This window comes from Pseudomonas sp. p1(2021b) (genome assembly GCF_020151015.1).
GTDB lineage: Bacteria > Pseudomonadota > Gammaproteobacteria > Pseudomonadales > Pseudomonadaceae > Aquipseudomonas > Aquipseudomonas putida_K.
Genome location: NZ_CP083746.1, coordinates 4,444,735 through 4,462,303 on the forward strand (window position 1 = coordinate 4,444,735; position 17,569 = coordinate 4,462,303).

The following is a 17,569-nucleotide window of genomic DNA, read 5'->3' on the forward strand; positions in this document are numbered from 1 at the left end:
GATGAAAACCTTTGTAACGATTACCCGCCCAAGCGCTGACGCTGCCCTTGGAGCAACGCCAGCCCGCCCCGTCAGGCCACCTCGGCCTGGTAGCCCTCGTCACGAATAGCAGTCAGGATCTGCTCGGCCGCCAGGCGGCTGTGCACCCTTACCTGCTTGGCGGCCAGGTCGACATCCACCTGGGCAGCGCCGTCCTGCTCCTGCACCGCGCGGGTCACTGCCTTGACGCAGTGGCCGCAGGTCATGCCTTGAACGTTGAATACATGCATCGGGTCTTTCTCCATTCAGGGGGATTGCCTGCAGTTTCAAGCTTGCCATCATGGCAAGGTCAAGTATTGGCGGAATCGGCCGGGGTGGAAATCTGTGCGCCGCTCGGCCAAGCTGCGCCTTTGACGATCTGGCAAGCAAGGAGATTCTTCATGTTCAGGGCAGCATTGGGCCTGGTTGGGCTGCTGGGCGCGCTGGCCGCGGTACCACCGGCCAACGCCGAGGGCAACTCGGACTACAGCGTGCTGATCATTTCCCGGGAACGCCTGGAAGTCGCCACCAGCTGCGAAATCGGTATCTACCTCAACGACCAGCTTTCCGGTCGCCTGTTCCAGGAGCAAACGACCTCATTCAACCTGCCACCCGGGCCGGTGGACGTACGCCTGCGCTTGCTGCCCGGCCAGATGCCCGGCTGCGCGCCGGGCATCGAGGACCAACGCAGCACCCGCCTGACCCTGCAAGCCGGGCAAATCAGCAAGTACCGCATCGCCATGGGCCCTGCTGGCCTCCAGCTCAAGCGCGCCGGCCTCGGCTATTGACCTTACCCACGTGGCAAGGTTGATGCTGAAGGCCTGTCCAAGGAGGAGAGCCCATGTCCGCACCTACCACGTTCGACCTGCCGATCTCCGGCATGACCTGCGCCAGCTGTGCTGGGCGGGTCGAGCGCGCCCTGCGCAAGGTCACCGGCGCTGAACAGGTCAGCGTCAACCTCGCCACTGAACAGGCCCGGGTCCAGGCCCCGGCCGGCAGCCTGCCCGCCCTGGTCGATGCCGTCCGCGGGGCCGGTTACGGCGTCCCCACCCGCACTGTCGAGCTGCAGATCGGCGGCATGACCTGCGCCAGCTGCGTGGGCCGCGTCGAACGCGCCCTAGGCAAGCTGCCGGGGGTCGAGCAGGTCAGCGTCAACCTGGCCAGCGAACGTGCCCACCTCGAAGTGCTGAAGGCCCTGGACGACAACCAGCTGATCGCGGCGGTGGAAAAAGCCGGCTACAGCGCCAGCCTGCCCAAGGCCGCCCGCGACGACCAGGCCGAGGCCCAGCGTCGCCTGCGCAACGAGCGCCTGGCGGTAGGCGTGGCGCTGCTGCTGGCCTTGCCGCTGGTGTTGCCGATGATTGTCCAGCCGTTCGGCTTGCACTGGATGCTGCCGGCCTGGGTGCAGTTCCTGCTGGCCACACCGGTGCAGTTCATCCTCGGTGCACGCTTCTATGTCGCCGCCTGGAAAGCCGTGCGCGCAGGCACCGGCAACATGGATCTGCTGGTCGCGTTGGGCACCAGCGCCGGCTACGGCCTGAGCCTGTATGAATGGGCCCGGGCATCGGCGGGCATGGCGCCGCACCTGTACTTCGAGGCCTCCGCCGTGGTCATCGCCCTGGTGCTGCTGGGCAAGTACCTGGAAAGCCGAGCCAAGCGCCAGACCGCCAGCGCCATCCGCGCCCTCGAGGCACTGCGCCCCGAGCGCGCCCTGCGCATGGTCGATGGCCGCGAGGAAGACGTAGCCATCAGCCAGCTGCGCCTGGGCGACCTGGTGCTGGTCAAACCCGGCGAACGCTTCCCGGTCGACGGTGAAGTGCTCGAGGGCAGCAGCCATGCCGACGAGGCACTGATCAGCGGAGAAAGCCTGCCTGTGCCCAAGCAGCCTGGCGATTCGGTCACCGGCGGCGCCATCAATGGCGAAGGTCGCCTGCTGGTGCGCACCCAGGCCCTGGGCACCGAGACCGTACTGGCCCGTATCATCCGCCTGGTCGAGGACGCCCAGGCGGCCAAGGCGCCCATCCAGAAACTGGCGGACCGGGTCAGCCAGGTGTTCGTCCCGGCGGTCTTGGTACTGGCCTTGGCCACGCTGTGCGGCTGGTGGCTGGCCGGAGCACCGCTTGAAACCGCGTTGATCAATGCCGTCGCCGTGCTGGTGATCGCCTGCCCTTGCGCACTCGGCCTGGCGACCCCGGCAGCGATCATGGCCGGTACCGGGGTCGCTGCCCGCCACGGCATCCTGATCAAGGACGCCGAAGCGCTGGAGCGTGCCCATGCCGTCAACCGGGTGGTCTTCGACAAGACCGGCACCCTCACCTCCGGCAGCCCGCGGGTCGTGCACAGCCAGGCAGTGGACGGAAACACGGGCGACCTGCATCGCCTCGCCGGAGCCTTGCAGCGCGGCAGCGAACACCCCTTGGCCAAGGCCGTGCTCGATGCTTGCGCAGAGCAAGGCCTGCTGGTGCCGCAGGTTGCCGACAGCCAGTCCCTCACCGGCCGTGGCATCGCCGGGCAGGTCGAGGGCCGCGAGCTGGCCTTGGGCAACCGTCGCCTGCTCGACGAGAGCGGCCTGCAACCGGGCGAGCTGGCCCGCTGGGCACAAACCTGGGAAGCCGAAGGCCGCACCTTGTCGTGGCTGATCGAGCGCGCACCGCAACAGCGTGTGCTGGGCCTGTTCGCGTTCGGCGACAGCCTCAAACCCGGTGCCGACCACGCCATTGCCGCGCTGCATGCACAGCACATCAGCAGCCACCTGCTGACTGGCGACAATCGCGGCAGCGCCCAGGTCGTGGCCCAGGCCCTGGGCATCGATGATGTGCATGCCGAAGTGCTCCCCGCCGACAAGGCCGCCACAGTGGCCGCGCTCAAGCGCGACGGCGTGGTGGCCATGGTCGGCGACGGTATCAACGACGCTCCGGCGCTGGCGGCCGCCGATATCGGCATCGCCATGGGCTCGGGCACCGATGTGGCCATGCAGGCCGCCGGTATCACGCTGATGCGTGGCGACCCGCGTCTGGTACCTGCGGCGCTGGAGATCAGCCGCAAGACCTACGCCAAGATCCGCCAGAACCTGTTCTGGGCCTTCATCTACAACCTGATAGGCATCCCTCTGGCCGCCTTCGGCCTGCTCAACCCCGTGCTGGCCGGCGCCGCCATGGCCCTGTCCAGTGTCAGCGTGGTGAGCAATGCCCTGTGGTTGAAAACCTGGAAACCCACCGACAACCGGCAGGAGCATCCATGAACATCGGCCAGGCCGCCCGCCGCAGCGGGCTCAGCACCAAGATGATCCGCTACTACGAGTCCATCGGCCTGCTCAAGCCGGCTCTGCGCAGCGACAGCGGCTACCGCCTGTACCAAGCGGACGACCTGCATACCCTGGCGTTCATCAAGCGCTCGCGCGACCTGGGCTTCTCCCTCGAGGAAGTGGCCCGGCTGCTGACCCTCTGGCAGGACCGCCAGCGTGCCAGCGCCGACGTGAAGGCGCTGGCCATGCAGCACATCGACGAGCTGAACCGGCGGATCGAGGAACTGGTCAGCCTGCGCGACACCCTGGGCGAACTGGTCGCCCACTGCCAAGGCGACGATCGGCCGGACTGCCCGATCCTCAAGGACCTGGCCAATGGCAAGGGGTGTTGCCATTGAGCAATTGCGAACCTGTGCCTCTGCCTTGAGTTGGCTGCACGGGCCCTATCGTCGGCTTGCCGGTGAAAGGGTCCGCACAGGCGACAGAACAGATGGCTGGCATCACCAAACACGACCAGCCCCCTCCAAACACGACTTCACGCCACAAATACGGGGGCCCCGGCCTATAAAAAAACCAACCGCTGCCGATCTACCTATCACCTGCCTCTAGCAACGAACAAGAACAAGACCGGGAGCGTGGATGAACATCAAGCAGAAACTGACCTGGGCCTTCGCCGTCATCGCCGGCCTGCCCATCGTCCTCGTGGCCACCTTGGTGGTCCTCAACTTGCGCGGCGAAGCCCGCGAAGACTTCCTCGACAACAGCAGCCGGGAAATCCGCCAGGTCGCCAACGCGATGAACATCTTCTTCCAGGGCATCGACCAGAACCTGGACTACCTGGCCGCCCAACCGCTGCTGGCCGCCGCAGGCAGCACGCTCAACAAGTACATGGACGCCACCCCGAGCAGCACCCTGGGTGAACAGGACCAACAAATCTTCGACTTCTTCGCACGGCTGGCCGAGGCACACCCCAACTATGCCTACGTCTCCTACGGCGTCAGCGACGGTGGCTATGTCGGTTGGCCCGCCGGGCAGAAGTTCGCCAACTACGACCCTCGTCAACGCCCCTGGTACCAGCTGGCCCTGGCCAACCCGGGCAAGACCGTGCGCACCAGCGCCTATTACTGGGCGGCGGACGACATGGTGTTGGTCGGCACGGTCCGCGCCATCGCCAACCAGCTCGGCAACCCCGGTGGCGTGGTCAGCATCGATGTTTCCCTCAACGGCCTCACCGAAATCGTCAAGAAGATCAAGCTTGGCGAAAGCGGCTACCTGATGCTGGTGGAAAACAACGGCAACGTGATGGTCGACCCCCGCGACGCCAGCCACAACTTCAAGCCCCTGGCCAGCTTCGGCGACGGCTATGCCACCCTGGCCAAGGCCGGCAAGGGCCTGGTGGAAGTGGAGCTGGGTGGCGAACACTACATGGCCAATATCTACCCGGACGAGCAACTGGGCTGGACCTTCATCGGCCTGATCCGCCATGACGAAGTGATGCAGACCACCACCCACCTGAGCTGGCTGATCGGCACCATCGCCCTGGTCCTGGCCGTGCTCTTCGCGGCGGTGGGCACCGCCTTCGCCAAGCTGATCGTACGCCCGATCAACAGCGTCACCAGCGGCCTGGAGGACATCGCCCAGGGCGAGGGCGACCTGACCCGCAGCCTGGAGATCCGCGGCCGTGACGAAACCGCCCAACTGGCCAGCTGGTTCAATCAGTTCCTCGGTGCCATTCGCAGCCTGATCCAGCACATCGGCACGGCCGCCGGGCAGATCCTGCATACCTCCAGCAGCTCGACCCGCGTTTCCGGCGACATGGCCGAAGCCGCCGGGCGCCAGCGCGAGGCGGTGGACATGGTTTCCACCGCCTTCCACGAAATGGTCGCCACCGCCAACGAAGTCGCCCGCTCGTGCAGCCAGGCGGCCGACTCAGCCGACAGCGGCCAGCAGCAGGCCCGCGAAGGCCAACAGCAGATCGACGCGGCGGTGCAGAGCGTCGACCGCCTGAGCCAGGAAATCGAGCAGTCGGCCCTGTCGATCCAGCAACTCGAGCGCGACAGCAACGCTATCCAATCGATCCTGGGCACCATCCGCTCGATCGCCGAGCAGACCAACCTGCTGGCCCTCAACGCCGCCATCGAGGCGGCCCGCGCCGGAGAGCAAGGCCGCGGGTTCGCGGTGGTGGCCGACGAAGTGCGTGCCCTGGCCAAGCGCACCGCCGACTCCACGGCCGAGATCGACGGCCTGCTGGGCAACCTGGCCTCACGCACTGCCCAGGTCGCCGAGCAGATGCATGCCAGCCTGGAGGTCTCGCAACAGTCGGTCAGCCGCATCGGGTTGGCCCGTGACAGCTTCGGGCAGATTCGCGAGTCGGTGGACATCATCCGCGACATGAACACCCAGATCGCCACTGCCGCCGAGCAACAGCACCAGGTGGCCGAGGACATCAACCGGCATATCAGCCAGATCCACGGCGACGCACAGCTGGTGGCCGAACTGGCCCAGGCCGCGCGCCAGGACTCCGAGAGCCTGGCGGGGCTGTCCAACGAACTCGATGCCCTGGTGCGCAGGTTCCGCACCTGATCCCATCCGATATCACCTTCCTGTAGGAGCGGGCTTGTCCCGCGATGGCACCAAACCACCATCGCGGCTACAGGCAAGGGCTACGCCCTTGATCGCGGGACAAGCCCGCTCCCACAGGCCGGCGGATAAAGCCAACCCCTAGCGCTCGACAATGACCGTAACCCCCTGCCCTCCCGCCGCGCAGATCGAGATCAGTCCCCGCCCCTTGCCCGCCGTGGCCAGCAACTTGGCCATGTTGGCCAGGATCCGCCCGCCGGTCGCCGCGAACGGATGCCCCGCGGCCAACGAGCTGCCTTTCACATTGAGCCTGCTGCGGTCGATGCTGCCCAGCGCCCCATCGAGCCCCAGGCGGTCACGGCAATAGGCCACGTCTTCCCAGGCCTTGAGCGTGCACAGCACCTGGGCGGCAAAGGCTTCGTGGATTTCGTAGTAGTCGAAGTCCTGCAGGCTCAGGCCGTTGCGTGCCAACAGGCGTGGCACGGCGTACACCGGGGCCATCAGCAACCCCTCCTGCCCGGTGACGAAATCCACCGCGGCGGTTTCGCCATCGACCAGGTAGGCCAATACAGGCAACCCATGGTCCTGGGCCCACTGCTCGCTGCCGAGCAGCACCAGCGAGGCGCCATCGGTCAGTGGCGTGGAATTGCCCGGCGTCAGGGTCCCCAGGCCGCTACGGTCGAATACCGGCTTGAGCCTGGCCAACTGCTCCAGGGTCAGGTCGGGGCGCAGGTTGTTGTCCCGGGTCAACCCCAGGTAGGGGGTGAGCAGGTCGTCATGCCAGCCTTCATTGAACGATGCCAGCAGGTGCTGGTGGCTCAGCAGGGCCAGTTCGTCCTGCTCGAGGCGCTCGATCTGCCAGGCCTGGGCCATGCGCTCGCAATGCTCGCCCATGGACAGCCCCGTGCGCGGTTCCTCGTTGCGCGGCAGCTCGGGCTTCAAGTGCTTCAGGCGTAGCTTGAGGAACGGTTGCAGCCGCTGCATCAGCTGCTTGCCACGGTTGGCCCGCAGCAGGATGCGCCGCAGCCCTTCATTGATGGCGATCGGCGCGTCGGACGTGGTGTCCACGCCCCCGGCGATGCCGGAGTCGATTTGCCCAAGGGCGATCTTGTTGGCCACCAGCAACGCCGCCTCCAGGCCCGTGCCGCAGGCCTGTTGGACGTCATAGGCCGGGGTTTGCGCCGACAGCCGCGAGCCCAGCACGCACTCGCGGGTCAGGTTCATGTCCCGGGCATGCTTGAGCACCGCGCCGGCGGCCACCTCGCCCAGGCGCAAGCCATGCAGGCGATAGCGCTCGATGAGGCCCTCGAGCGCGGCGGTGAGCATCGCCTGGTTGCTGGCGTTGGCGTAGGCGCCGTTGGAGCGTGCGAAAGGGATCCGGTTACCGCCCAGGATCGCGACCCGCCGAGGTGAAGCCATGCCCATGTTCCTCCTGAAACAATTTGATCCGTACAGCCTAGTACCGCGTTCGAACGACCCTGACATAAAGTTGGTCCACACTGCATGCTTGCCTTCAGGGAGACCCGCACATGAGCGATCGCTATCTCGGCTTTGCCAACTCCAACCTGGGCCGGCGCCTCGTCGATGCCCTGGGCCTGCCGCGCCCGGTGCCGCTGGAGCGCTGGCAGGCAGGCCGCCTGCGGCCGGTGGAGGGCGCCCTGGTGCTGGGCGGCGGGCCATTGGCGGCCAAGGTCGAGGCCATCGCCCCGTGCCTGACCGACACCCTCTACAGCTTCAATGGCGATGGCCTGCAGGCCCAACCCTGGGTCGCAGGCCTGGGCCCGAAGGTGAAAGCTGTGGTGTTCGACGCCAGTCACCTGTCCGACATCGACGCGCTGCGCCAGTTGCGTGAATTCTTCCAGCCGTTGTTGCGCAGCCTGGCGCCGTGTGCCCATGTCGTCATCCTCGGCCGTGCCCCGGCAAGCCTCGACGATCCTTTGGCCAGCGTGGCCCAGCGTGCCCTGGAGGGCTTCAGCCGCTCGCTGGGCAAGGAGCTGCGCAACGGGGCCACGGTGCAGCTGCTGTATGTCGACGAAGGTGCCGAAAACCAGCTTGAAGGCGCCTTGCGCTTCTTCCTGTCACCCCGCAGCGCATTCATTTCCGGCCAGGTGCTGCACCTGGCACCCTGCGCTGCCCAGGTGCAAGACTGGACCCGCCCGCTGGGCGGGTGCCGGGCGTTGGTCACCGGCGCTGCCCGCGGCATCGGTGCGGCCATTGCCGAAACCCTGGCCCGCGATGGTGCCGAGGTGACCCTGCTGGACGTACCGGCGGCGCAGAACGACCTCGATGCCCTCGCCGCCCGCCTCGGTGGCCGCGCCCTGGCCCTGGACATCTGCGCAGCCGACGCCCCGGCGCAGCTGCTCGAGGCCTTGCCCGACGGCATCGACATCGTGGTACACAACGCCGGCATCACCCGCGACAAGACCTTGCCCAACATGACGCCCGACTACTGGGACGCCGTCATGGCCGTCAACCTCAAGGCCCCCCAGGTCCTGACCCAGGCCCTGCTCGACGCCGGCAAGCTGCACGACGCCGCCCGCATCACCCTGCTCGCCTCGGTCAGCGGCATCGCCGGCAACCGCGGCCAGGCCAACTACGCTGCCAGCAAGGCCGGCTTGATCGGCCTGGCCCAGGCCTGGGCGCCGAAGCTGGCCGAGCACGGCGGCACCATCAACGCCGTGGCGCCTGGCTTCATCGAGACACACATGACCGCCGCCATGCCCATGGGCCTGCGCGAAGCCGGGAGGCGTCTGAGCTCCCTGGGCCAGGGCGGTATGCCGCAGGATGTCGCCGAGGCCGTGGCCTGGCTCAGCCAGCCCGGCAGCGGTGCGGTCAACGGCCAGGTCCTGCGGGTCTGTGGCCAGGCACTGATGGGAGCATGACGATGACACGGCCATGGCACGACCTGCACAGCCCCGACTCCCGCGCCAGCCTCTACCTACGGGCCCTGGCCAAGCGCAAGATCAGCGGCGAACGCCTGCCTGAAGCCGGCCTGCGCTGCTTCCTGCGGGTACAGCCCGACAACCTGTCCGCCTACCGTCGGCTGTGCCATTACCCCGACCACGGCCGCCTGCCGCCGACCTACCCCCATGTCATGGCCTTCACCCTGCAACTGCAGTTGCTCACCGCCCCGGACTTCCCCTTCCCACTCCTCGGCCTGGTGCACCTGCACAACGAAACCCAGGTCCATCGCCCGCTGGGCGGGGTCGATGGCCTGCGTTTCTCGGTCCATGCCGACAACCTGCGCCCGCACCCCAAGGGCGGCACCTTCGACCTGGTGACCGAAGCGCAGGATGTGCTCGGCCCCCTGTGGCGTGAAACCAGCCGTATGCTGGTGCGCGGCCTGCACCTTGAAGGGCAGGCCGAGGAAGAAGCGGAGCTCGAGCCCGGCAACCTGCCCGAAGTTACGCGCTGGTACGCCGATACTGACATCGGCCGGCGCTACGCCAAGGTCTGTGGCGACTACAACCCGATCCACCTCGGCGCGGCCAGCGCTCGGCTGTTCGGCTTCCCCACGGCCATCGCCCACGGCCTGTGGACCCAGGCCATGGCGATGGCCGCGCTGCAAGGCCACCTGCCCACCAGCGGCTACGTCTTCGAAGTGGATTTTCGCAAACCGGTGCGCCTGCCCTCGGAGGTGGTGCTCAGCGCCAGCGAGGCCGGCCCGGCAGGCGTGTTGCGCCTGGACAGCCATGGCGGCCTGCTGCACATGCTCGGCCAATGGCGCCCCCTCACCCCCCTTTAAGAGCAGGCCTGCTTTCGCGATCGGGCCGCGACGCGGCCCACGCCGCTTGCTTTGCCCCCACGCTCCCCCGAAGCTATACGCCATCAGGAGAGCCCCCATGAATCTGCAAGAACTGACCGACCGCCTGCATCAGATCCGCGACAACAACGACTGGCGCGGCTTTCACAGCCCGAAGAACCTGGCCATGGCCGCCAGTGTCGAGATGGCCGAACTGGTCGAGATCTTCCAATGGCTGAGCGAAGACCAGTCGCGCCAGCTTCCCCCGGAAGAACTCGCCCACGCCGGCCAGGAAATCGGCGACATCGTCCTGTACCTGTTGCTGCTGTGCAGCGAGCTGGGCCTGGACATGAACGAAGTGGTGCGTGCCAAGCTGGCCGACAGCGAGAGGCGCTTTGCCAAATGAACGACCGTCATTTCGATGAGCTGGCCACCCGCTTCGCCGAGAAGATCTACGGCGGGGCCAAGGGTGCGATCCGCCTGGCGGTGCTCCAGGCCGACCTCGCCGAAGCCCTGCCCGACCGCCCCCTGCGCGTGCTCGATATCGGCGCGGGCCTGGGTCATATGGCCCTGTGGTTGGCCGAACGAGGCCACCAGCTGACCCTGGCCGAACCGGCCGCGCCCATGCTCGAAGGCGCCCGCGCGCGCTTCGCCGAGGCCGGCCAGGCGGCCACCTTCATCCAGGCACCCTGGCAGGCGTTGCTCGGCCAGCTGACCGAGCCGTTCGACGTGGTGCTGTGCCACGCCGTACTGGAATGGCTGGCCGAACCCGAGAGCATCCTGCCGGTGCTGCACCAGCTGACGGCCCCCGGCGGCTGGTTGTCGCTGGCCTTCTACAACCGCGACGCGCTGGTCTACCGCAACCTGCTCAAGGGCCATTTCCGCAAGCTGCGCAGCAACCGCCTGGCAGGCGAGAAGCAGAGCCTGACCCCGCAAAAACCGCTTGATCCCCGGGCCCTCAAGGCGCAACTTGAACCCATGTGGCAGGTCGAAAGCGAAAGTGGCGTACGGGTGTTCCACGACTACATGCCCAAGGAATTCCAGGCCAAGGCCGAGCTGCTCGATCTGCTGGAAATGGAACTGGCGCACCGCCGCCACCCCAGCTTCGCCGGCCTGGGCCGCTACCTGCACTGGATCTGTCGCCCGCGTTGACACCGCTTGCCGGGAGGACCGCATGCCGTACCCGCAACTGTGCCTGGCACTGTTCACCCTGACCCTGGCCGCATGCCAGGGCAGCAACCCCTATGTCGCCAGCAGCCGGCCGCTGCCACCGGCGCCGCCGCAGGCAGCGACCACGTTCGATGCCAGCGCCTACCCCGCCGCACCACGCGACTATGGCCGCTATCGGAGTTGGAGCTGGCGCAACGGACAATTGCCCCGCGCCAGCGCCAGCACCGACCCGGCGCAACTGGCCGACGCCATCAGCGGCGCCCTCGATCAGCACGGCCTGCGCCCGGCCCGTGGTGCCAGCGGCGACCTGCTGGTCAGCGCCGATGTACGCCTGGAGCGACGCCTGCGTCAGGTGCGTGACTACGATTACTACGACCCCTACTACGGCCCGTACCCCTACGGTGGTGTCGGCTTTGGCGGTTACCACAATGGCTATGGTGCCTACGGCAGCGTGCCAGTGGTGCGCACCTACGAAGTGGAAGTGATGGTGGTGCGCATCGACCTGTTCGATGCCCGCAGCGGCCAGCCAGTGTGGAGCGCCAGTGCCGAAAGTGGCAGCGGCAAGGACTCGCCACGGGACCGTGAAGACGCCTTGCGCGAATCGGTGAGCAAGGCGCTCAGCGGCTATCCTCCCAGTTAGCTTTCAACGGAGAACCATCATGTTGCGCCGCCTCGCCCTGTTGTCTTTCACGTTGCTGCTCGGCGCCTGCGCCAACAACAATGCCACCCAGGACTTCGATGCCAGCCGCGATTTCGCCGCGTACCGCAGCTGGGCCTGGCAGGAGCCGGCCTTGCAGTACCGCCCGGACGACCCGCGGATCAAGAGCGACCTGACCGAGCAACGCATCCGCCAGGCCGTGGCCGGCCAGCTCGACCAGCGCGGCCTGCGCCCGGTGCAAGGCACTGCGCGACCGGATGTGCGGGTGCGCACCTACCTGATCGTCGAGGATCGCCAGCAGCAGATCACCACCAATTATGGCGGCGCCTGGGGGGGTTACTGGGGCGGCTACTGGGGCGGGCCGATGTACAACGAAACCCGCAGCGTCGACTACAAAGTAGCGACCATCCAGGTGGACCTGTTCGACGGCCGTGACGGCAAGCTGGTCTGGCGCGGCAGTGCCGAGCAGATCATGAACAATTACCCACCCAGCCCGCAGGAACGTAACACCGCGATCCAGAAGACCGTGGCGCAGGTGATGGCCAACTATCCTCCTCGTTGAGCTTAGGGCTGCCCTTTCGCGGCACAAAGCCGCCCACAGGAAACCGCACTCTCCTGTAGGAGCGGCCTTGCGCCGCGAAAGGGCCGCAAAGCGGCCCCCCAGACCACCCACCCAGAAGCCACCCTCCACCGAACCAAGGCAATTCGCCATCACCTTTACTACACTCCTTTCACCGCCGCTGCGCTGCATGGTCAAAGGCCAGCAAAGGAGTGCTCCGTGGTTCCTCATTCCGCTATCCACCAACGCGGCGCGATCGGCCTGATGGCCGCCCTCACCCTGGGCTTGGCATTGCTCTTCATGTTGTTGGTGGTCGATAGCGGCAGGCTGTATTTGGAGCAACGCAAGTTGCAGCGGATTGCCGATATGGCGGCGTTGGAGGCCGTGAGCGGAAATGGGAACTGTGTGGGCGCTAGTCCCAGTGCGATAGATCTGGCGCGAAAAGCCGCCGTTCGTAATGGTCATGCCGATTCAACAGAACACACGCTGATCATTGAGTGCGGCAACATAAAAGCTGGGGCATCTGGTCTTCGTGCATTCGTGGTAGACGCCAATCAAGACCAAGCCATCCGAGTAACCGTCAGCCATCGTGTTCCTAGCAGTATCGTCGCCGGCGCGTGGAATTTGGTTGCATCAGGAACAAGTAGCGCGCGGACACGGTTACAAGCCCAAGCGACTGCAGGACGCGTGGGCCCCGCGCTAGCCAGACTTGCTATTCGTACCAGCCTAGCGGAGGTCGATACAGCCAAAAGCGCACTTTTGAACAGTACCCTCGGCGCATTATTGAACTCACAGCTAAGCCTGAGCGCTGCTCAATGGAACGGCTTATTAAATGCGGATTTGAATTTGCTACATTTTTTAGACGCCCTCACCCTTACAGCAGGCACCTATACAGAATTACTGCAAAGCACCGTGGCACTAAGCGATGTATTCACCGCCATGGCTCAGGTCGCCGCACAGGACAACCCGCTGATTGATGTCAGCGGTCTTGTCGCAATCAGTACCGCCACAAAGGACGCCGGCGGTATAGTGCTTGGCGAACTCATTAACATTCAGAATGGGAATACAAGCTCCGGCCTGAATGCGACTCTGAAAGCTTTTGAGTTGGTGCAAGGTACTATTGAATTGGCCAACAGCAAACACGCCGTAGAGACAACGCTCCCGGTCAATGTCCTGGGCTTAGGGGGTATATCCACACGCCTAAAAATTATCGACCCCCCGCAGATTTCCGTCGTAGGTGACCCTTCATTGGCACAGACTGAGCCTTCCGCACCGGGTCAAATCTACGTGAAGACCGCACAGACACGAATTCTACTTCGGGCAGATCTTAGCACGCTGTTACTTGACCTAAATCTTTTGCCCAATCTGGTTTTAGATATCGGCTTGGAGCTTGCCTCAGCTAATAGCCATGTTCAGGAGCACGATTGCAGTTCGGCACTGACTAAAAGACTCGGAGTGAAAAACGAATCCGCCGCCGCACACATACTCGTCGGCAGAATTGATATGGCAAAATTTTTCGACAGCCATCAACCCCCAACCGTTTCGCCCTTAGTTATTCTTAAACTACCACTACTTCTTGAAGTCACGCTGAAAACAGACTCTAAAATCATTTCCAATACCGAATTTTATAATTACGCCAAGCCGCCAAATCTTGACCAACTGCCAATGACTCACGTCATGAGCACGAAAAACATCGTCACTGGTCTCGGCAACGCTTTGAGGCATGTAGAACTTACACCCAACGTGGTTGGATTGAATCTGGTCATTAGCGGAATTTCCACTCTATTAGGTGCATTATTGGACCCATTGATCAACAACCTGCTCGATTTGCTAGGCGTAGACCTCAACAGTGCAAGAATTGATGCAAACCTGAGCTGCCAAAGTGGCCGCCCGCAACTATTACTCTAAACAAGCGGCAAGCAAACCCTGAAACAAGCCCCTTCCACCCCATTCGTCACACTCAATCTCCCCCCCATCCCTTCGACGATCCCATAGCTCACCGACAACCCCAACCCGGTCCCCACGCCCGCCGGCTTGGTGGTGAAGAACGGCTCGAAGATCCGCACCATCAAGCGTGGGTCGATACCGCCGCCGTTGTCCTCCACCCACAGGGAAAGCTCACCGGGCAGCAGGGTCTGGCGGATGTTGATCCACGCCTCGCCCCGGCGCTGTTCGAGCAGGGCGTCGCGGGCGTTGATGATGAGATTGATCAGCACCTGTTCCAGCTGGTCCTGATGCCCCAGCACCTCAGGTTGCTCGTCGGGGACCTCGATGCGCAGGGCCACACCTTTGCCGCGCAGGTTGTCTTCGAGCAGCGCCACCGCCTCGGCCACTGCGCCCCAGGCGACGAAGCGCTGGCGTTCGACTTCCGAGCGGCGGCCGAACACGCGCATGTGGTCCACCAGGCGCGCAGTGCGTTCGATTTGCGCCTCGATGCGGTGCAGCTTGTCTTCCAGGTAGGCCGGCTCCGCCGTGCCGTTTTCCAGACGTTTGAGCGCATTGGCAGCGGCCATGCGCATCACATTGAGCGGTTGGTTGATCTCGTGCAGCAAGCCGGTGGTCAACTCGCCCAGGGTGGCCATCTTGGCGCCCTGGAACAATTGCCGCTGACTGCGCCGTACCTCAGTGTTGTCGCGGCCCACGGCCTGGATCTCCAACAGCTGCCCCTGTTCATCGAACAGGCCACGGTCGGCCCAGACCCACCAGGCATGCTCGCGGCCAGGCAATTGCAGGCAGATCTCCGCGCTGCTCACGGGTTGCTCTGGGGTCAGGGCCGCAAGGCGTGCCAGGAATGCCTCGCGCTGCTCGTCCGACAGCCACTGGCCCAGGTTCATCCCCACCAGGTCCGCCGGTGCGCATTGCAGGTAATCGGCCAGGGGCCGATTGCCAAACACCAGGCCAAGGTCCGGGCGGTAGCGGCAGATCATCGCCGGGGAGTCCTCCACCAGCACGCGATAGCGTTCCTCGCTCTGGCGCACCCGCTCGGCGGCCTCGGTCGCCTCGCTGACATCCAGCCACAGGCCAACCACCTCCACCGGCTGGCCCAGGTCATTGCGCAACAGGCGCGCCTCATCCAGCACCCAGTGGTACCCGCCCAGGTTATCGCGCAGGCGATAGCGGCAACGGGCCTGGCCATCGCGCAGCAAGGTGCGGGTACGCTCGAGCCACAACGGGCGATCCTCGGGGTGAACCGCCAGGCCCGGTTGGCGGGCTTGTTCGCTGTCCATGGCCCAGCCGAGCAAGGGCATCAGGCTGGCGCTGAAGAATTCACTGTGCAGCGCGCCCTCGGCATAGCGCTGGATATAGATCACCGCGGGCGAGCTGGCGATCAGGTTCTCCAGCCGTGCCCGGGCCGCGCCCGCCTGCAGCTCCTGGGCCTTGAGCGCGCTGATATCGAGCAAAAAGCCCTGCAACTGGCGGTTCTGCCAACGGCCCACCCAATGGAACCAGCTCACCGTCTGGCCGGCGCCTTCCGGCATGCGCACGCTCAGGCTCAGGTCCGCGCCGCTGCGCGCCTGCTCGAGGGCCAACTGCGCCGGCTCGCGATCGGCCGGGTGCAGGCGCGCCAGCCATTGTTCCAGGCCCGGTTCACCCGGCAGGTCGAAGCGCGCGGCCAAGGCATGATCCAGCTGCAGGCCGCGCTCAGCCGACCATGCCCACCAACCGGCGCCCAGCTGTTGCTGCAGCGCATCCAGGTAGTGGGCCTGGCGCTGCGACCGGGCATGCCGGTATCGGCCCAGCAACACCTGCGCCAAGGCATGCCATGCCTGGTCCGGGCCATCGCCCTCGGGCATGGCGCCGCCGGCGCACAGCAGCCAGGCCTGGACATCCGGGCCCTCGCGGTAAGGCAGCAGCGACAGCGAAACTCCGCCGCACAAGGCCAGCAGCTCGTCAGCCACGGCGCTGTCCAACGCCTGTGTCGACAACCAAGGTTGCAGGCGCACGTCCTCAGGCCAGGGCCAGTCGCAGCAGTTGTCGGCGAAACTGCACCACCCCTCGGCCTCGCGCAGCAGCACACGCACGGCCTGCACCTGCCAACACGCGGCCAGGCGCTGCAGCTGCTCGGTGACGCAAGCCACCAAGTGGTCTTCGCTGCATTCGCGTACGGCGCGGCCGATCTCCAGCGCCAGTTGCCTCTGGTCCTGGTCTTGCCGGGCATGGGCCCCTTCGCGCAACAGGTCACCGATATCGAACAGTTGCAGCAACCAGCCATCACCCTGGCGCATCAGCCAGCCACGGGTGCGCAGGGGGTGACCGGTGACCGTATGGAAATCCAGGTCCAGCGCTTGCCCCTGCCAGTCCGCCGGTTCCCCTTCCAGCACCAACCAGCTGTGCCGCTCCAGGTAGTCGTGCACGCGGCCACCGCCTTTGAGCGGCAATGCCAGCAACGTACGCAGGGGGCCGGATAACCGCAGCACGGTGCCTTGCGGGTCGAGCCACAGCTGCAAGCCCACCGCCACGGGCACCTCGGCTTCGGCGGCAGGCGGCGGCGCCCCCAGCCAACGATCGAACAGGCCCGTCACAGTTGCAGGCTCGCTTCGGCCTGCAGGTGCTCGGGCAACCGAGGGACGTCACCTATCAGCGGCAGCACCAGGACCGGCAGCACATCGGTCAACTGCTCCCGGGGGTAGTCGATCGAGACGGTCAGCAGGTTGTCCACCAACGCCACCCGCGCATGGCTGGCGGCCGAGAAGCCCAGTGCCGCAGGCATCCAGGCCAGCTGTTGGTCGATCACCTGACGCGCCAGGGTCTCGTAGCCAGCGCTGCCACTGCCCGGCTCCAGCGCCACGCAGCGGCGTACCGCCTCGCTGGTGGCCTGGTTGAACGACTGCAGCATGAGCATTGGCAGCGCGTAGCTGACCAACCCGTAGAACACTGCGAAAAACACCATGAAGACTGCGACAAACTCGATGGCTGCCGCGCCTTTTTGCCGTCTCGCCAGGCTTGCTTTCATGTTCGCGTCTACCCTGACTATGACACTTGCTGAAAGCATAGAACCGTTCAACGAATAGGGATGGCAATTTGCCAATGCAAAGCATTGTTCTCCTGATGTGGCTTGCCTTGTGCACCGAACAAGATCTCCGTGAACGCCAGCTTTCCAACACCCTTACCCTGGGTGTCGCAGCCTGTGCACTGGCCTGGCTGTTCGCCACCGGTCACAGCTGGATCGGCGCCGATGCCAGCGAGGCGGGCTGGGCACTGGCCATCGTCATGCTGCTCACCCTGCCCGGCTACATGCTCGGCCGTTTCGGCGCCGGCGACGTCAAGCTGATGGGCGCCCTGGCCCTGGCCACCAGCCCGCACTACGTCCTGGGGACCTTCATCGGAGCCGGGCTGGCCGTGGTGGCCTGGCTGCTCGGTCGGCGCAGGCTCTGGTTGTTGCTCAACCCCAAGTTGAAGAAGCGCCTGCAAGCCTTGGCCGAGGAGGTCGGTGACAAACAACCGTTCGCGCCCTACGTGTTGGTGGGCTTCCTATTGACTGCTGTATGGATTCAATAGTGACCTAGTGGTCATTTCTCTTGTACAACCCTTGTACATAATTGCAAAGTGCGACTACTTTCTTAGGCGGCCAGGCACAGATGCAAAGGCCGAAGTTAA

The 17,569-nt window shown here is 65.2% G+C and carries 16 protein-coding genes and 1 pseudogene; 13 read left to right on the top strand and 4 right to left on the bottom strand.

Features of this window, described 5'->3' with window-relative positions:
* Positions 1-71: 71 nt before the first annotated feature.
* A complete protein-coding gene (locus K8374_RS20705) occupies positions 72-269 on the bottom strand; it encodes a heavy-metal-associated domain-containing protein (protein WP_224457003.1) in 198 nt (65 codons plus the stop codon).
* A 150-nt stretch (positions 270-419) separates the two neighbouring features.
* Here K8374_RS20705 and K8374_RS20710 point away from each other — a divergent pair, with 150 nt between their 5' ends.
* The 5 genes and pseudogenes from K8374_RS20710 (at position 420) to K8374_RS26605 (ending at position 5,845) form a co-directional block, all read left to right on the top strand.
* Positions 420-806, top strand: coding sequence for a hypothetical protein (locus K8374_RS20710; protein ID WP_224457004.1), 387 nt, complete (start codon positions 420-422; stop codon positions 804-806).
* A 53-nt stretch (positions 807-859) separates the two neighbouring features.
* Positions 860-3,259, top strand: a complete 2,400-nt coding sequence (locus K8374_RS20715) for a heavy metal translocating P-type ATPase (RefSeq protein WP_224457005.1) — start codon at positions 860-862, stop codon at positions 3,257-3,259.
* Positions 3,256-3,660 (top strand): Cu(I)-responsive transcriptional regulator, encoded by a 405-nt coding sequence (gene cueR, locus K8374_RS20720; RefSeq protein WP_084858718.1) that lies wholly within the window; start codon positions 3,256-3,258, stop codon positions 3,658-3,660. Before K8374_RS20715 ends, cueR begins: the two co-directional genes overlap by 4 nt.
* Positions 3,661-4,057: 397 nt before the next feature.
* A pseudogene (locus K8374_RS26600) lies at positions 4,058-4,939 on the top strand (cache domain-containing protein); the annotation flags it as partial.
* A gap of 201 nt (positions 4,940-5,140) precedes the next feature.
* Entirely contained in the window at positions 5,141-5,845 is a 705-nt protein-coding gene (locus K8374_RS26605) for a methyl-accepting chemotaxis protein (RefSeq protein ID WP_411969663.1), read from the top strand.
* A gap of 138 nt (positions 5,846-5,983) precedes the next feature.
* On the opposite strand, the gene K8374_RS20730 is transcribed toward K8374_RS26605, so the two are convergent.
* Entirely contained in the window at positions 5,984-7,261 is a 1,278-nt protein-coding gene (locus K8374_RS20730) for an acetyl-CoA C-acetyltransferase (protein ID WP_224457007.1), read from the bottom strand.
* A gap of 110 nt (positions 7,262-7,371) precedes the next feature.
* On the opposite strand from K8374_RS20730, the gene K8374_RS20735 reads away from it, so the two are divergent.
* The 7 genes from K8374_RS20735 (at position 7,372) to K8374_RS20765 (ending at position 13,879) form a co-directional block, all read left to right on the top strand.
* A complete protein-coding gene (locus K8374_RS20735) occupies positions 7,372-8,724 on the top strand; it encodes a 3-oxoacyl-ACP reductase (RefSeq protein WP_224457008.1) in 1,353 nt (450 codons plus the stop codon).
* Positions 8,725-8,726: 2 nt separating this feature from the next.
* Positions 8,727-9,587, top strand: a complete 861-nt coding sequence (locus K8374_RS20740; protein ID WP_224457009.1) for a MaoC family dehydratase — start codon at positions 8,727-8,729, stop codon at positions 9,585-9,587.
* Between the two features lie 97 nt (positions 9,588-9,684).
* On the top strand, positions 9,685-9,990 hold the full coding sequence (locus K8374_RS20745) for a MazG-like family protein (RefSeq protein ID WP_084858723.1): 306 nt from the start codon (positions 9,685-9,687) through the stop codon (positions 9,988-9,990).
* A complete protein-coding gene (locus tag K8374_RS20750; protein WP_224457010.1) occupies positions 9,987-10,736 on the top strand; it encodes a methyltransferase domain-containing protein in 750 nt (249 codons plus the stop codon). The genes K8374_RS20745 and K8374_RS20750 overlap by 4 nt, the downstream gene beginning before the upstream one ends.
* Before the next feature lie 22 nt (positions 10,737-10,758).
* Complete coding sequence (locus K8374_RS20755) at positions 10,759-11,394, top strand: DUF4136 domain-containing protein (protein WP_224457011.1); 636 nt, start codon at positions 10,759-10,761, stop codon at positions 11,392-11,394.
* Between the two features lie 19 nt (positions 11,395-11,413).
* Positions 11,414-11,974 carry a DUF4136 domain-containing protein gene (locus K8374_RS20760; RefSeq protein ID WP_224457012.1) on the top strand — a complete coding sequence of 187 codons (561 nt, stop codon included), beginning with the start codon at positions 11,414-11,416 and terminating at the stop codon, positions 11,972-11,974.
* 216 nt (positions 11,975-12,190) lie between these two features.
* A complete protein-coding gene (locus tag K8374_RS20765) occupies positions 12,191-13,879 on the top strand; it encodes a pilus assembly protein TadG-related protein (protein ID WP_224457013.1) in 1,689 nt (562 codons plus the stop codon).
* Here K8374_RS20765 and K8374_RS20770 read toward each other — a convergent pair.
* Together K8374_RS20770 and K8374_RS20775 are read right to left on the bottom strand one after the other, a co-directional pair.
* Positions 13,876-16,494 (bottom strand): PAS domain-containing sensor histidine kinase, encoded by a 2,619-nt coding sequence (locus K8374_RS20770; protein WP_224457014.1) that lies wholly within the window; start codon positions 16,492-16,494, stop codon positions 13,876-13,878. The genes K8374_RS20765 and K8374_RS20770 overlap by 4 nt on opposite strands.
* Positions 16,491-16,925, bottom strand: coding sequence for a TadE/TadG family type IV pilus assembly protein (locus K8374_RS20775; RefSeq protein WP_224457015.1), 435 nt, complete (start codon positions 16,923-16,925; stop codon positions 16,491-16,493). Before K8374_RS20775 ends, K8374_RS20770 begins: the two co-directional genes overlap by 4 nt.
* Before the next feature lie 74 nt (positions 16,926-16,999).
* Between K8374_RS20775 and K8374_RS20780 the strand changes: the two genes are divergently transcribed.
* Complete coding sequence (locus tag K8374_RS20780; RefSeq protein ID WP_224457016.1) at positions 17,000-17,470, top strand: prepilin peptidase; 471 nt, start codon at positions 17,000-17,002, stop codon at positions 17,468-17,470.
* Positions 17,471-17,569: the final 99 nt, after the last annotated feature.

What these genes read in the sequence shown, in the direction of transcription:
- K8374_RS20705 (WP_224457003.1), bottom strand. Translation starts at nt 269, where the DNA reads ATGCATGTATTCAACGTTCAAGGCATGACCTGCGGCCACTGCGTCAAG.
- K8374_RS20710 (WP_224457004.1), top strand. Translation starts at nt 420, where the DNA reads ATGTTCAGGGCAGCATTGGGCCTGGTTGGGCTGCTGGGCGCGCTGGCC.
- K8374_RS20715 (WP_224457005.1), top strand. Translation starts at nt 860, where the DNA reads ATGTCCGCACCTACCACGTTCGACCTGCCGATCTCCGGCATGACCTGC.
- cueR (WP_084858718.1), top strand. Translation starts at nt 3,256, where the DNA reads ATGAACATCGGCCAGGCCGCCCGCCGCAGCGGGCTCAGCACCAAGATG.
- K8374_RS26605 (WP_411969663.1), top strand. Translation starts at nt 5,141, where the DNA reads ATGGTCGCCACCGCCAACGAAGTCGCCCGCTCGTGCAGCCAGGCGGCC.
- K8374_RS20730 (WP_224457007.1), bottom strand. Translation starts at nt 7,261, where the DNA reads ATGGCTTCACCTCGGCGGGTCGCGATCCTGGGCGGTAACCGGATCCCT.
- K8374_RS20735 (WP_224457008.1), top strand. Translation starts at nt 7,372, where the DNA reads ATGAGCGATCGCTATCTCGGCTTTGCCAACTCCAACCTGGGCCGGCGC.
- K8374_RS20740 (WP_224457009.1), top strand. Translation starts at nt 8,727, where the DNA reads ATGACACGGCCATGGCACGACCTGCACAGCCCCGACTCCCGCGCCAGC.
- K8374_RS20745 (WP_084858723.1), top strand. Translation starts at nt 9,685, where the DNA reads ATGAATCTGCAAGAACTGACCGACCGCCTGCATCAGATCCGCGACAAC.
- K8374_RS20750 (WP_224457010.1), top strand. Translation starts at nt 9,987, where the DNA reads ATGAACGACCGTCATTTCGATGAGCTGGCCACCCGCTTCGCCGAGAAG.
- K8374_RS20755 (WP_224457011.1), top strand. Translation starts at nt 10,759, where the DNA reads ATGCCGTACCCGCAACTGTGCCTGGCACTGTTCACCCTGACCCTGGCC.
- K8374_RS20760 (WP_224457012.1), top strand. Translation starts at nt 11,414, where the DNA reads ATGTTGCGCCGCCTCGCCCTGTTGTCTTTCACGTTGCTGCTCGGCGCC.
- K8374_RS20775 (WP_224457015.1), bottom strand. Translation starts at nt 16,925, where the DNA reads ATGAAAGCAAGCCTGGCGAGACGGCAAAAAGGCGCGGCAGCCATCGAG.
- K8374_RS20780 (WP_224457016.1), top strand. Translation starts at nt 17,000, where the DNA reads ATGCAAAGCATTGTTCTCCTGATGTGGCTTGCCTTGTGCACCGAACAA.